At 46.2% G+C, this 14,510-nt stretch carries 15 protein-coding genes and 1 riboswitch; of the genes, 5 read left to right on the top strand and 10 right to left on the bottom strand.

The genetic code is table 11. The features are described from left to right. Positions 1 to 171: 171 nt before the first annotated feature. Positions 172 to 1,266 (top strand): tyrosine recombinase XerS, encoded by a 1,095-nt coding sequence (gene xerS / locus ABIC22_RS21275; protein WP_127536747.1) that lies wholly within the window; start codon positions 172 to 174, stop codon positions 1,264 to 1,266. 167 nt (positions 1,267 to 1,433) lie between these two features. Here xerS and mobB read toward each other — a convergent pair whose 3' ends face one another. Together mobB and ABIC22_RS21265 are read right to left on the bottom strand one after the other, a co-directional pair. Further along, entirely contained in the window at positions 1,434 to 1,973 is a 540-nt protein-coding gene (gene mobB, locus ABIC22_RS21270) for a molybdopterin-guanine dinucleotide biosynthesis protein B (protein ID WP_127536746.1), read from the bottom strand. Positions 1,974 to 1,978: 5 nt separating this feature from the next. Further along, positions 1,979 to 3,247 carry a molybdopterin molybdotransferase MoeA gene (locus ABIC22_RS21265; RefSeq protein ID WP_127537197.1) on the bottom strand — a complete coding sequence of 423 codons (1,269 nt, stop codon included), beginning with the start codon at positions 3,245 to 3,247 and terminating at the stop codon, positions 1,979 to 1,981. 166 nt (positions 3,248 to 3,413) lie between these two features. On the opposite strand from ABIC22_RS21265, the gene ABIC22_RS21260 reads away from it, so the two are divergent. Continuing rightward, the gene (locus ABIC22_RS21260) at positions 3,414 to 3,704 is read left to right on the top strand and encodes an HNH endonuclease (protein WP_354483564.1); all 291 of its coding nucleotides are present in this window, start codon (positions 3,414 to 3,416) and stop codon (positions 3,702 to 3,704) included. A 127-nt stretch (positions 3,705 to 3,831) separates the two neighbouring features. On the opposite strand, the gene ABIC22_RS21255 is transcribed toward ABIC22_RS21260, so the two are convergent. The 5 genes from ABIC22_RS21255 to lpdD form a co-directional block, all read right to left on the bottom strand. Continuing rightward, positions 3,832 to 4,566, bottom strand: a complete 735-nt coding sequence (locus ABIC22_RS21255) for a DUF4247 domain-containing protein (protein WP_095286505.1) — start codon at positions 4,564 to 4,566, stop codon at positions 3,832 to 3,834. A gap of 11 nt (positions 4,567 to 4,577) precedes the next feature. Continuing rightward, a complete protein-coding gene (locus tag ABIC22_RS21250; protein WP_095286504.1) occupies positions 4,578 to 5,084 on the bottom strand; it encodes a DUF4178 domain-containing protein in 507 nt (168 codons plus the stop codon). 23 nt (positions 5,085 to 5,107) lie between these two features. Continuing rightward, positions 5,108 to 5,509, bottom strand: coding sequence for a DUF350 domain-containing protein (locus ABIC22_RS21245; protein WP_095286503.1), 402 nt, complete (start codon positions 5,507 to 5,509; stop codon positions 5,108 to 5,110). Between the two features lie 96 nt (positions 5,510 to 5,605). Next, positions 5,606 to 6,277 carry a PspA/IM30 family protein gene (locus ABIC22_RS21240; RefSeq protein WP_095286502.1) on the bottom strand — a complete coding sequence of 224 codons (672 nt, stop codon included), beginning with the start codon at positions 6,275 to 6,277 and terminating at the stop codon, positions 5,606 to 5,608. A 124-nt stretch (positions 6,278 to 6,401) separates the two neighbouring features. Then, positions 6,402 to 6,743, bottom strand: coding sequence for a prenylated flavin chaperone LpdD (lpdD, locus tag ABIC22_RS21235; protein ID WP_354483561.1), 342 nt, complete (start codon positions 6,741 to 6,743; stop codon positions 6,402 to 6,404). 151 nt (positions 6,744 to 6,894) lie between these two features. Between lpdD and ABIC22_RS21230 the strand changes: the two genes are divergently transcribed. Next, complete coding sequence (locus tag ABIC22_RS21230; RefSeq protein ID WP_354483559.1) at positions 6,895 to 7,686, top strand: polysaccharide deacetylase family protein; 792 nt, start codon at positions 6,895 to 6,897, stop codon at positions 7,684 to 7,686. Positions 7,687 to 7,814: 128 nt separating this feature from the next. Here ABIC22_RS21230 and ABIC22_RS21225 read toward each other — a convergent pair whose 3' ends face one another. The 3 genes from ABIC22_RS21225 to ABIC22_RS21215 form a co-directional block, all read right to left on the bottom strand. Beyond that, complete coding sequence (locus ABIC22_RS21225; protein ID WP_336781958.1) at positions 7,815 to 8,489, bottom strand: 3D domain-containing protein; 675 nt, start codon at positions 8,487 to 8,489, stop codon at positions 7,815 to 7,817. Between the two features lie 2 nt (positions 8,490 to 8,491). Beyond that, positions 8,492 to 8,691, bottom strand: a riboswitch (cyclic di-AMP (ydaO/yuaA leader). Between the two features lie 266 nt (positions 8,692 to 8,957). Beyond that, positions 8,958 to 9,683 (bottom strand): amino acid ABC transporter ATP-binding protein, encoded by a 726-nt coding sequence (locus ABIC22_RS21220; RefSeq protein ID WP_153978998.1) that lies wholly within the window; start codon positions 9,681 to 9,683, stop codon positions 8,958 to 8,960. Further along, complete coding sequence (locus tag ABIC22_RS21215) at positions 9,670 to 11,109, bottom strand: ABC transporter substrate-binding protein/permease (protein ID WP_371859931.1); 1,440 nt, start codon at positions 11,107 to 11,109, stop codon at positions 9,670 to 9,672. The genes ABIC22_RS21220 and ABIC22_RS21215 overlap by 14 nt, the downstream gene beginning before the upstream one ends. Positions 11,110 to 11,314: 205 nt before the next feature. Between ABIC22_RS21215 and ABIC22_RS21210 the strand changes: the two genes are divergently transcribed. Further along, positions 11,315 to 12,490 carry a M20 family metallopeptidase gene (locus ABIC22_RS21210; RefSeq protein ID WP_354483556.1) on the top strand — a complete coding sequence of 392 codons (1,176 nt, stop codon included), beginning with the start codon at positions 11,315 to 11,317 and terminating at the stop codon, positions 12,488 to 12,490. 248 nt (positions 12,491 to 12,738) lie between these two features. Next, positions 12,739 to 14,490, top strand: a complete 1,752-nt coding sequence (locus ABIC22_RS21205) for an alpha-glycosidase (protein WP_354483554.1) — start codon at positions 12,739 to 12,741, stop codon at positions 14,488 to 14,490. The last annotated feature ends 20 nt before the right edge of the window (positions 14,491 to 14,510 follow it).

Below are 14,510 nucleotides of genomic sequence, written 5' to 3'. Positions count from 1 at the left end.
CCGGTTCACCTCCTCTGCTTAACTTATACTATTTACTTTAAAGGTTTGTAAGGCGAAGGGCAAGAATACAGCCCTCCTCTGCACTATTCCTTGAACAGGCTGTGACCAAGCAAATTATGGTACACTAAGACATAGACTTTTAGAAGAAGAATTAACCAGGAGGTGCCGAACTTGACCAATGTGCAAAAAGAGATTGATCGACGCAAGCTGGATGATAAACTGCCTTCCATGCCTTGGTTCGTTCAGCAATTCATTGACTATAAGCTTCCCGATTTATCACCCTCTACCCTGCTGGAGTACTTAAGGGATTATGATACTTTTTTCAGTTGGCTGCGTGCTGAAGGATTGTCCCAGGCTGAGTCGAACCGGGAAGTGACGTTAACTGAACTAGAAGTATTACGGATGGATTCGGTAACCTCGTTCCGATTGTTCCTCGCTACTAAACGCGAAGGAGCCAATTCGAGAATTACGGTATCCCGCAAACTGTCTTCTCTGCGCTCCCTCTTTCATTATTTGAGCCAAATTGCCGAAGATGAAGATTTCTATCCGCTGCTGAAGCGAAATATTATGGCCAAGATTGAGATCAAACGCACACACAAGCCAAAGGACACTGCGGCAAAGCTCAAAGGGAAACTATTAGAGGATGAGGAGCTGCTTGAGTTTATCGGATATATCCTCGAAGGATATGCAATCGACATGCAAAAAAACAAACAAGCCCTCTATTCCCATGAACTCAACAAAGAACGGGATGCTTGCATCGCCAGTCTTATTCTGAATTCCGGACTGCGTGTATCCGAAGTGGTTAATTTAAATGTCGATGATCTGGATTTGAACAACAAACTGTTATATGTTTACCGCAAAGGTAACAATGATGAAACGTTCAAAACACCCGTATATTTCAGGGAGCAGGCCAAGGATGAACTAGCCAACTACATGCAGCTCCGGCAATCAAGGTATCGCACACCCAAACGGGAAAAAGGATTATTCATTGCGCTTCGTAACGGTGAGTCTGAAGGCAGCCGTATGACCAAACGAGCGATTCAGGCCATGATTATGAAATATGCCAAATGTTTTGGCAAACCGTATCTGACGGTGCATAAACTGAGGCATTCCTTTGCGACAGACTATTACCTGCAAAACGACATCTATAAAACCAAGGAACAGCTTGGGCATGCTTCGACAGAAACGACCGAAATCTATGCACATCTTACGGACAAAACGATGTCTGAAGCCATTGAGCGTCGTTCGGAAGGTACGGGGTCATAGGAGACTCCCATAGCAATCAAACAGCGGATACTTTTTACTGATGACCAGTAAGAATATCCGCTGTTTTTTCGTTTATTCAATATTTTTTTGATAACGAATACTGTAGAGTTTGCTTAAATGAACCTGGATTACTCTTTCGATCACACCAAGTTCTTCCCCGTCCTTGTCTACCCTTTATTCACATGTTCCAGCAACCATCGAACAATAAATTCTGGCTCCTGCACAGAGTGCCAAACCACATCGCTGAGCGGATCAGGTTCACTGCATGAGGATTGCAAGGATTCTCTCGGAAACCAGGAAACAACTGCCATCACTCCCTTTAGCTTCTGAAGTATAGCCACATGCTGTTCTTCACGAATCATCACCAGTTTGGGATAGGGTGCCGCTTTGTATCCTTCAATTAGAATCCAGTCGTAATCCGATAGACGAGTCAGCATCTTCTCCAGACTGGTTGGCTGCTGCTCGATGATAGCCGTTCGCTTCTCCGACATTACAATCACTGCGGTGGCCCCCGCCTGATTGAAACGAAATGAATCTGTTCCTTCATGATCCATCTGGAAATGATCGTGTCCGTCATGCTTAATGACGGCAACCCGTAACCCTTCCGAAGAAAGATATCTCGTGAGTTCTGCAGTTAAGGTGCTTTTCCCCGTATTTTTGTATCCCACGATCTGCACAATGTGTGGAAGTGTCCTTTTGTTGACCATGTGCCCTACCTCACCTGTCCACTTGGCAGCTTAAGTATGCGTACCTGTTCTCCTGCAGCAATCCCTTTCTTGTCAGGCGGAATGATGATCAGACAATCACTGTCCTTGATGGTAATCATGACGCTGGACTCATCGACTCGTGACGCAGCGGGCATTGCATATACCCTGCCATCCCGAATCTCTGTGCGCCCCCGTACGAATCGCGTAAAATTGTTCACTTTTGTATATTCTTGATCCAGGGTCGCTGTCCACTCTTCCAAATAAGGCCGGGCATCGTTTTGCATTATGCGAATGGTAGGCCGCACGAACAGTCCGAATCCTACAAAACAAGCTCCCGGGTTACCGGATAGGGCAAATAGTAACTTCCCACTCACAACCGCTGCTGTCGTAACACTTCCTGGTCGCATCGTCACTTTATTAAACAGCATCTCCATGTTGCCTTCCCGTACCAGATCCCCCATGATGTCATAATCCCCAACCGATACGCCTCCAGTGGTCACAACGATATCGTTATGCTCGACTGCTTCTGCCAGTTTAGCACGAGCCGTATCCACATCATCGGCTATAGATCCATACATCACAGGTTCGCCACCTGCCTCCACGACCAAGGATCGGAGCATATGACTGTTGCTGTTACGAATGCGTCCAGGCTGCAAAGGCTCATGCACCTCCAGCAATTCCGTTCCCGTTGCAAAAATGGCGACTTTCGGACGTCGAAACACCGGTACATCGGCCACACCAAAAGTAGCCAATACGGATTGTTCTCCTGCCTGGATGATCGTTCCGGCTTCAAGCAGCAGTTGTCCTTCCTGAACTTCCAATCCAATTGGCGTTATATTGGCATTGGGCTGGATATGGCGCTTTAAGGCAATCCATTGTTCTCCATCCTGTTCCCTGCTTTCGGTCATCTCCAGCATAACAACGGCATCTGCTCCTTCAGGTACTTGAGCACCCGTCATGATCCGCGCGGTGGTACCTGGAGTGATGGGTAAATCCGAAGTATATCCACATGGAATTTCATCAACGACTCGCAGCCAGATCTGTTGATCGCTGGACGCGTGAGCTGTATCACTGCTGACAATCGCATAACCATCCATACCTGACCTTCTGAAGAAAGGGTATGGATGCGGAGCATGAATCGTTTCTGCCAGCGTTCGTCCATGCGCAGATTCCAAGGTTACTTTTTCAACTAAAGCTGTAGTAACATGAGGTGATATTCTGGCCTGAGCAGCTTCGACCTGCACGGCTGTACGGTTAAATTTGGGACTTGTCATATCATCTGAATGTGTATTGATTCTCAAAATGGAACGGACCTCCTTGGGACAGAACTTGTTTAAGAAAGTGTAGCGTGAAAGCAGGGGTGTGACAAGTACTCGCCTCGCGGGTAACATGAAACTGTGTGCTTATGCCCATAATAGGGGTAAGAACGGAGGAGCAGATATGAGCAGCCGATGCGAATTATGCGGTAGAGAGCCTGTGGAAACAACAGTTCATCATCTCACGCCCAAGGAACTGGGCGGTACTTTCATGCCTACTGCTGATCTATGTATCCCGTGTCATAAACAAATCCATTCGCTATTTACCAACCAGGATATCATAAGGCTCCATTTAACAGAACTTCAGGCACTACGAGAGAATGAACGAATGGCCCCTTTTGTTCGCTGGATTCGCAAACAGCCACCTTCCACCATTCCCCGGACACGCAAATCCAATCATGTTCGCAGATCCTAATTCAAACGATACTTCCTAATATAAAACAAAAAGAACAGCCACAAGGTGAGCTTGCGCATGGCAGGGTTCATTCTGCCTTACCTTGTGGCTGTTCTCTATAAACTCTTCAGGCTGGCAAATCTCATCTTTACCTTCGCCTCATGATTCGTCCGCCGCCTACCCTTGTTTTGGGTTTCTTATAAGAGCTCTTTGGTGAATTGAACAATCCACCGCTCTTGTTACGTTCGACGGTACCGGTGCTCGGTTCCTTTTTACGGCTAAATAATCCTCCGCCTGAACCTACACTAGTATCGGTGTCTCCTCCCCGCCGGGTAATGGATCCTTTTCGGTCAACCGTGATGGGCGGAGCTGCCTTTTTGTCATTGCTTGTTGGTGCACGATAAGTACCTTGATTCGGTTTGTACGTATCACGATCGGTGTACCCTCTGTACTTTCCGTATCCGCTGCCGCCAAAGGAATCAAACAAATTGCCAATGAGCGTTGCGGTCAAATACCCCTGTAAAAAGGAAGAATCATAATTCTGACGTACGTATTCCTTGGAATCCACCTCAATTAAGGTATCTTCCTTCTTGTTCGGGTCCTGCTGCAAATGATAATACTGGTCCTGATACACCAGGAACATCCGCTCTTCATTTTCCGCTGAGATCTGATCAGGTTTGCGCTGTTCGGATAACTCCTGAGCGACTTCCGGAACAGAACGGTCGGCAGCCCGATACACATAGGATGTCGTATTGCCACTACCACTTACAGACTCAAGCGGATAAGTGTCCTGAACGGAAGGCATCCCGCACGCGGACAACAGGGACATGACAAGGCTGAGGACCAGCATTAATTTTAATCCAAGTGCCATGCGCTTTTTCATTGGAACCTCTCCTAGCTCGAACGAATCACTTTGATATCCGCAGGAAGAATGGACTCACCTTCATACAGTGTAAATCTTCTGTCTTGCCATTCCACACGCAGAAGCATGTTATCATCAGACTGGTACTGCCAAACCAATTGCTCTCCAGCCTGACCATAAGGTGTCCTGCCTGCAGTGGTAACCATTCCTCCATATTCTTCCTCCAGATGATACGCGCGTCCGTCCAGATCAAGTAAGGTTGGTACTTCGTCTGGTGCGTCAAGACGGCCATCAATTGGCGTATAGAGGGAATAACGCGTCAATTCTCTTTCTTCTACATGCAAATGTCTAAACGTTGTACCGTCCTGCAGTGTTAGTACCACCGCTTTTCGGGCACGATGCTGCACCCGCCCCACAACTTCATACGTAACGAGCGAGACCTCACAGATATCTCCAGGCTCAAGGTCCAGCATGGTTTTCTCTGCTCGTGGTGGTTCGGGTTTGGCTAGTATTCCTTTAATCCGTTTCCATACACTCATACCCATTACTCCCGTTCGTTATCTTATAAACAAGCTGCAATAATTAATGCGCCTACGATGTGCAAAGCACCGGAGAACAAGCCATATCCGGTCTTCCCTTGCTGAATTCCTGTGTCCAAATCAAGATTGGCCCACGTGCGAATCATAAAGTGCACAACGCTCTCCAGAATAAGCAGGATGACAAATGAAACCACCGATACAAGCAGCGCTTCACCCAGATGACCCGCTGTCGAAATCGAAGTGGCAAGCACATACCCTTGAGCAAACAGCTTCATGACCATCCGTGTCGTAACCGCCATGTTCCCTGCCTTAACTTCTGCAAAATCCTTATACTTCGTAAATAATGAATCCACATACATCAATACAAAAAGCAAAACCGAGCCAGATAATGTCCAGACCAGCATCGCCAAAATGTTCAAATCCATTTACACAGCCCCCACTTATCAACATGAACCGCATTTAAAAGCGAAGGAGAAACGCTGTCTCTCCTCCGCTAGTGAACCTTGCCTAAGATGCAAGGTTTAGTTCTTATTTTCGTACTGCTTCATGAGTGCCGCCAGTTCATCCTCAACGGCCTGATCCTTGCCGAGTTTCTCGAACTCTTCATCCAGTGATTTTCCTTTGGAAGACATTTCGTTGCTCGCTTCAGCCTGTGCTTCCATTTGCATCATTTTTTCTTCCATACGTTTCATGCCAGCACTAGCTGTGTCGGAACTGAATCCGTTCAGCGCTTTGTTGATTTCGGTTTGTGCTTTTGCTGCATTGTAACGCGCTACCAGCGTTTCACGCTTGTTTTTCATTTGTGTCAATTGCTTGCGCATTTCATCCAGCTTGCCGCGCAGATTGTCTGCCGAAGCCTTGTTTTGATCATAGCTTGTTTTATATTCTGCCATTTTTACTTCAGCAGCTTTTTTCTCTTCCAGAGCCCGGCGCGCCAGATCCATGTTCTGTGCACGTGCTGCGGTATGAGCTTGCTCCTCACGTTTCTTCACCAAAGCTTCCTGTTCCTCGAACAGCTGCTTGAATTTTTTCTCAATCGCGATTTGTTGAGCAACAGCCTTCTCTGCATCTTCCAGATCTTCCTGCATATCACGGATATATTGATCCGTCATTTTGATTGGATCTTCTGCCTTGTCAATTATGGCATTAATGTTAGACATCGTTAAATCACGCAAACGTTTGAAAATGGACATTATGGTATTCCTCCTAGTCGATATTACATCCTTGTATATAATCATACATACGTGGTAACCTTCATCCCGTTTCAATTTTACCAAAAAAAATCATAAAACACGATTCCGGGTCAACCAAAATCTTCTATTTTATGTTATTCGCCAGGGATAAATGGTCGCCCAGCAGCTTCTCCGCCGTCTGTACGATCTCATCGATCTGTACACGTGTAATGGCGTCAAAATGAATGCCCATAATAACGGTTACGGTCACCTTCAGAGAATTTGCGGCCTTACGTGCAAGGCGCTCACATAATTCCTGTTCCTTATGCCCCGGAATACGGACTGCCGTTCCCACCACGCGTTCTCTTTCCGGATAAAAGGTCGCCACAGCCCCTATATGAGCTTTCCCACCCGTGACCAAAAATATCTTATCCTCTCCAGCTTCAATGACCTGCAATCGAACCGATTTCAAATCATACGTACTCATCCTAGTCCACCCATCCTTTTTGTGTATATGTAATGGTGGAATTATGAGCTTATCGACCGAATTGGACAATGAAACTTCTCACATTTATGCATAATGAACCATCACCGCGGGCATACCAAAGAGAACGCAATTTGACAAAGGAGGCTGTATCATGCGTATTCGCCTCATCGCATTCTCCATGTTGATCCTTATATTTATGAGTGGAAGCTATTCACCTGGACAAGTGCTGGCCAAACCCGTTCCAGAGAGCATACCTGCTGCAAAGCCGGATCTATCTGAGGATGAACAGCTGACACTCGGTCAGCTCAGGCAGAAATATGCCGATACGTTCAAGACCAATGGGCCTTCAACCAGACAGGTAGCACTAACTTTTGATGATGTGCCTGATCCGCGCTTCACTCCGCAGGTATTGGATATTCTAAAGAAATATAATGTAAAAGCGACTTTTTTTATTGTCGGCAACCGGGCAGAGAAACATCCCGACCTCGTCAGACGAATCGTTAGGGAAGGTCACATTGTTGGGAACCACAGTTACAACCACCCTGAATTCAGTAAGCTGTCTTTGAATGCTTTTCGCAAACAAATTCTACATACCGGTGACATTATTCGTAAACTGACCGGGTATACACCTAAAATGATCCGTCCTCCATACGGGGACATTAATGAGAAACAGCTGCAATGGGCCGCAAGACAGCAATACAGCATCGTCAACTGGAATGTGGATTCGCTGGATTGGAAAGGCCTCAGCAAAGAGCAAGTAAAGCAGAATGTTTTATCTGCAGTCAAGCCAGGCTCCATCATTCTTCAACACGCGGGCGGAGGCGTGGGCTCCAATCTGTCCGGTACGATTGGAGCACTTCCGGAGATTATAGATGAACTGCGATGCAGGGGCTTTAATCTAGTGACTTTGGACGAAATGCTGCAATTGCCAAAAAGCAAATAATACTCGGCTTCGTAAACCAAACACACAAGTTATGGAACTACCAATCTTGCGCGTTTTAATAAAGAAAAAGGGTACCCTTATTTCACGTTAATCGTGTCATAAAGGCACCCTTTTATTGGCGCTGATACTTATTTCAAGATATAAAGTTCAACATCCTGAAAACCAAATGTGCTCACAGACTTCTGGCTTCCAGGAATGAAAATATCAATCCGTTTCCCTTTGATCGCCCCGCCGATATCCCGGGCAGTAGCCACAAATGCCTGCTTAGGCAGCCCCGGATGGGAGTGACCTGTAACAAGAACCTTCGTACCCAGTGGGATCACACTAGGGTCTACTGCAATCGTGCCGAGTTCAAGTGGATTACCGAAGTAATCAACAGGACCCCATCCACCATTTTCGGAAGCGGCTGCAGAGTACGCTGTTGCTTTCACATCAATGGATTTACTGTAATCAAACGTTTTGCCCCAGGCCTGAACGACTTTATCGTCAGCATTCACATCAAGGCTAGCTGTCGTAATCGTCTTTGCACCCGTCGAGCTCTTCGCTGCTGGAGCAGCTGAGGCCGTGTTTGCTTTTCCAGGAATCGTAATTTTCAAACCACCATAAATGTTGTAAGGTGAAATATCACTGTTTGCTTTAACCAGTGTGTTCAGTCCAACTCCATATTGTTTCGATAAGGTATAGAAGGTATCCCCCTCTTTGGCCACGTGAACAGAATCAGCGTGAGCTGGAACGGCCTGAATGAGCATTGCTGCTGTCAGCAGGGCTGTTGCTGTTTTGGCTATAGTTCTCTTCTTAATCATGGTCTTCCTCCCTCATTGTGCCTGCGAAGTTAGTTGTCGGATTCGGATGGAGGAAACCACCCTATAGGTCTCTGTTACATTCGTCTTGCGTTATGTACCCCTAATTCACCCCAAGCAGCGTGCGTTTCAATCTTCCCCTCCACGGTCTGCATCATTACATCCTCCACACTTCCTCCTCAGGAAGTTTCGGCAGGAACAATATATCACAATTTTGTAACCAGGGTCCGTAGTAAATGTTACCAACTGTCTATAACAACACATTATGATGCTTTAAAAATAAGGATTTTTCTTAAAAAAGAGCGATCAAGCAGCTCTGGAACGATGACAGAAACGTTACTTTTACGACACTGGATCCTTATCCATGCACAAAAAAACAACCCTGCTAACGTGACGTGAGCAAGGTTGTTTAATTTCGTTATTTTGTTCATTCTATTTAATACGGTTCACTGACTGGATCATGCTCAAAGGCTATGACAAGACTTTACCGAGGAAGTCACGCGTACGTGGATGCTTAGGTTGACCAAATACTTCATCTGGTGTTCCCTCTTCCACAATTACACCGCCATCCATAAAGATGATGCGATCACCGACTTCACGGGCAAAGCCCATCTCGTGGGTAACAATAACCATCGTCATTCCGCCTTCAGCCAGGCGCTTCATAACGTCGAGTACTTCACCAACCATTTCAGGGTCAAGTGCAGACGTCGGCTCGTCAAACAGCATCACATGCGGCTGCATCGCAAGCGCTCTGGCAATGGCAATCCGCTGCTTCTGTCCACCAGACAGCTGACTTGGATAAGCATCTTTTTTATCCAAAAGCCCCACGGTTTTGAGCAAGTCTGCGGCGATCTGCTTGGCTTCCTGTGCAGACTGCTTTTTGACTTTGATCGGGGCAATGGTAATGTTTTGCTCCACGGTTTTATGCGGAAACAGATTAAAGTGCTGGAACACCATCCCCATTTTCTCCCGCGTTGCATTAATGTTGTGTTTGGGATCCGTGATCGATACGCCTTCGAAATTAATTTCACCTGAAGTAGGCTGCTCCAACAGGTTAAGACAGCGAAGGAAGGTACTTTTGCCTGATCCTGAAGGACCAATCACGACAACGACCTCGCCCTTGCCAATTGAGACATCTATGCCTTTAAGTACTTCGTTTTTGTCGTAGGATTTGTGTAATTGTCTAACGTCTATCACTTGCACTCAACTTCCTTTCCAGTCGACCCAGCAGCTTGGACAAAATGAATGTCAATACAAAGTATATGGCTGCTGCAATAAGGAACGGATTCATTCCTTGGTACGTAATGTTTTTGACTACACTTGCCTGATACATGATATCAACCATACCAATGACCGAGATAATGGAAGATTCCTTGATGATGGTTACGAATTCATTACCGATGGCAGGCAGTACAGCTTTGAAAGCCTGTGGCAAAATAATAAATCTCATGGCCGCTGCTCTACCCATCCCAAGCGAACGGGCAGCTTCAAGTTGACCACGGTCAACGCCTTGAATCCCTGCACGGAAGATCTCTGCCAGGTAAGCACCACTATTGATGGAAAGTGTTAAAATACCCGCCTGAAGAGGCGAGAACGTAATACCAAATGTCAAGGCAAGACCATAATAAATAATCATCAATTGAACCAGCATCGGCGTACCGCGAATGACTTCTACATATGCCGTACCAATCCACCGCAAAATTGCTGTATCATGCATTCGGAACAAACAAATGATCAAACCGATGATTACCCCGAAGATTACGCCAAGTGCTGACAATAGGAGGGTATAACCAACCCCCGTAGCATAAAAACTTTTGTACTGCCAGAATACTTCAAAAATATTTGGCGATTTGACCTCACGGTCTGCCATCAATTGACTGGCTTCGGTTACCATCTGATCAATTTTATTCTCGCTCTTCAATCGTTCAAGCGTACCATTAACAGCATTTAGCAACTCCGTATTGCCTTTGCGAATACCGATCGCTGCTGCTACCTGCTCTTCATCCGGAACTGCAGGAGCAAGTCCAATCATATCGTCCAGGTAGCCTGCGGCAACCGTATCTTCAACGATTGCAGCGTTGATCCGTTTAGTCTGCAGTTGAAGCACAATGTCCGAGATTTTATCAAGAGACGTCAGCTTGGCTCCAGGAATCTTCTGTCCGATCGTTTCCTGAATCGAACCTTTCTGTGCTCCGATCTTTTCATTTTCCAGTTCAGCCATGGTCGGGTATTTGTCTTTATCCTCATTGCGAACCATGATGACTTGTTTCGATTTATAGTAGGTATCCGAGAAGTCGATACTTTTTTTGCGGTCCTCTGTCGGTGTCATGCCTGAAATAACGATATCCACGCGTCCACTCTGCAATGCAGGCAGCAGGCCGTCAAAACCCATATCTTCGATGACAAGTTCTACGCCCAGATCGGCAGCAATCTCTTTGGCAATGGCAATATCAAATCCGACAATCTCATCTTTGCCATTAATAACTTTATGGAATTCATATGGTGCAAAGTCGGCACTCGTGCCGAGAACCAATTTTTTACTGTCTGAAGTGCCCGTAGTTCCACTTGCCAGCGCCGAAGGAATGGCAGCTGTCAATAAAACGACAAAGGTCAACAGCATCATGGTGTAACGACTAATCAATTTCAACCCTGTTCTCCCCTTACAATACATTATGTGCTTCCTCATGTTGATGCCTGAGTCATTATAAAGTACAATGCATGATTATGCAATGAGTTTTCAACTTACAAATCCTGACTTGTTTCTGAAAAAATCAAGCAAACATGATATAATGACTAAATTATTTTCATTTTGCACGAAGGAGTTCACGATGACACATACCAAATCACAAATTTTGTCGGTTATTGATCAATATGCTTCCCGTTTTAAGGAGATTTCATCATACATTGGTGCCAATCCTGAACTCGGGAACGAGGAATACCTTGCTTCTGCCCGCTTAAAGGAAGAATTGATATTTCACGGTTTCGAAGTAGAAGCTCCCGTACTTGGACTGGGTACGGCTTTTATCGGCACCTACGCTGCTGCCAAAAAAGGACCAACCATAGCCCTGTTATGCGAATACGATGCACTTCCCGAGATTGGTCACGCTTGCGGCCATCATCTGATCTGTATGATGAGCCTGGGCGCAGCTGTCGGTCTAAAGTCCATTCTGGATGAAGTTGGAGGAACGTTAAAAGTCTTCGGCACACCTGCGGAGGAAACTCGTGGCGCCAAAGTTCCAATGGCTGAAGCAGGTCTGTTTGATGATTGTGATGTCGCGCTAATGGCCCATCCTTATTATGCTTATGAGAAATCGGGCAGCTCTCTGGCCATTGATGCCGTGCAATTTGAATTCCACGGCAAATCCTCTCACGCCGCGGCCAGTCCGCATGAAGGGATAAATGCTCTCGATGCGGTCATTCAAACCTTTAACGGTATTAATGCATTCCGCCAGCAAGTGAGAAGTACTGTCCGGATCCATGGTGTTATTAATAGCGGTGGTCAGGCTGCCAACATCATCCCCGACTATGCTTCAGCCCAATTTTACGTACGCGCCGCAACCAGAAAAGAGCTTAACATACTAACGCAGCGTGTCATACAGATTGCCGAAGGTTCCGCGCTCCAAACAGGCTGTCGTCTTGTGACTTCGAATTACGAAACGTCGTATGATGAGATGGTAACCAATGAAGCTTTATCTGCAACGTTCAGTGAAAACCTCATGGAACTCGGTATTCCACAAGACGAGATCGTTAGCGGAGATGATCATGGCTCCATGGATATCGGTAACGTATCCTTACGCTGTCCTGCAATTCATCCTTACATTCGGGTCGTTGATGAGGTTCACACCCTGCACTCCATCGAATTCCGCGATCTGGCATTACAGGAACGGGCACTGGATGGCATGATCTTGGGTGCAAAAGCACTTGCCACAACAGCTTATGATGTGCTAACGAAGCCTGAGCTGCTGCAAACGATTCGAACAGAGTTTGAACAGGCCCTACGATAATATAAGTTTTAAATAGAGACAACCAAAGAGGTGTTCTCTACAGATTGGATGGATATCACCAGATCTGCAGAAAACACCTCTTTTCTTTATTTTGCATACGTATATTCAAGCCTAACCTGGAGATGCTTGTGAAATGAAATCGATGAAAGTAATGAAAATTTTACTAATTATGTAAACCTTTTATGGTTCATTTGCTGTCTAGCTTGGTTATGTAATGCTATACTCATCTTGATACAGGAGGTGCCGTCATGCTGCTCGAAGCGATGTATCACGTTCCCCGTGACAAGTGGGCTTACGCCTACAACACGTCTACGATTCATCTGCGTGTACGTACGAAGAGAGATGATGTAGACTATGTGACTGCACTGACTGGTGATAAATATGATTGGGACGGAACCTACAGGGAAATCCAACTGGAAAAAGCTGCATCGGATAGGATGTTCGACTACTGGGAGGCTGCGGTTAAACCCCAATTCAAACGACTTACTTATATTTTTCGAGTCACAGCGGGTCATGAAAATGTATTTCTGGCCGACAATGGGATTCACCGCGATCCCCCTTACCCTACTGGAGGATATTACGAATTCTCGTACATTCATGAAATTGATGTGTTTAAGGTTCCCGAATGGGCCAAAGAAGCTGTTTTTTACCAGATCATGACCGAACGGTTCGCCAATGGCAATCCAGACCTCAATCCCGAAGGAACTCACGCCTGGGGAGGTACGCCCGAGCTGGATAACTACTTTGGCGGTGACCTGCAAGGCGTCCTCGATCATCTGGATGATCTAACCAAGCTTGGCGTAAATGCTATATATTTCACCCCCCTCTTTCAAGCCAACTCCTACCATAAATATGACACCATTGATTATAAAAAAGTAGATCCGCATTTTGGAGATAATGATTTGCTCAAAAAAGTCACAGAGGAATGCCACCGGCGTGGTATCCGCGTCATGCTTGACGCCGTTTTTAATCATTGCAGTGAAGATTTCCCGCCTTTTCAGGATGTGCTGCAAAATGGAAAACAATCAAAGTATGTAGACTGGTTCCATATCAATGAATTTCCTGTCGGTATTAAGAACGGTATACCTACCTATGATACCTTCGGTTTTTATGGAAATATGCCGAAATTTAACACGGCCAATCCGGAAGTGAAAGCGTATCTGCTGGATGTCGCCGAATACTGGATTAAGGAGATCAAGCTCGACGGCTGGAGATTGGATGTAGCGAACGAAGTGGATAACCACTTCTGGCGAGATTTCCGCAAAGTAGTTAAAACGGCGAACCCGGAAGCCTATATTGTGGGCGAGGTTTGGAGTGATTCCCTGACATGGCTGATGGGTGACCAGTTCGATTCCGTTATGAACTACCCTTTTGCCGACAAGGTCCTGGAATTTTTCTGCGGATCCATGGATGGCTACAACTTTGCAAATGAGATGGGGTCCCTCATAATGCGGTATCCCCAGCAAACCAACGAAGTGATCTTCAATATGCTATGCAGTCATGATACGCCTCGCCTGCTCTCCCGATGCGGTGAAGACAAACGCCGATTAAAACTGTCCGTTGTATTCCTGTTTACCTACATCGGTACGCCGTGTATCTTCTATGGAGATGAAGTAGGCATCAGCGGTGAAGGAGATCCCGATTGCCGCAAATGTATGGAATGGGACCCTGCCAAGCAAGATCGGGAGCTCTATGACTTCTACCGGCTGATGATTGATCTGCGCAAAAGCAATGAGGCACTTCGCAAAGGGCGCTTCCGCTTTCTTAAAGCGGATCACAACGACCCCTGTATCGTTTACGAGCGAATGGATGATCAGCTTCACTTTACGGTTTGGATGAATAATACGCCCGATGTACGCACCCTCTCTCACCCTATGGAGACCAGAGACTGGAGAGATGCACTAACCGAAGATCCCGTTATTCCCACAGATGGCATCATGAACATTAAGCTCGATCCTTACGGTTATCGAATTCTATACAGACAGCTAGATCCTTCATAAAGGAATCTCCTAATTCATCA

This window comes from Paenibacillus sp. PvP094 (assembly GCF_040546835.1).
GTDB lineage: Bacteria > Bacillota > Bacilli > Paenibacillales > Paenibacillaceae > Paenibacillus > Paenibacillus illinoisensis.
The sequence above is the reverse complement of the archived record's forward strand: the minus strand, read 5'-3'. Positions and strand labels throughout refer to the sequence as shown.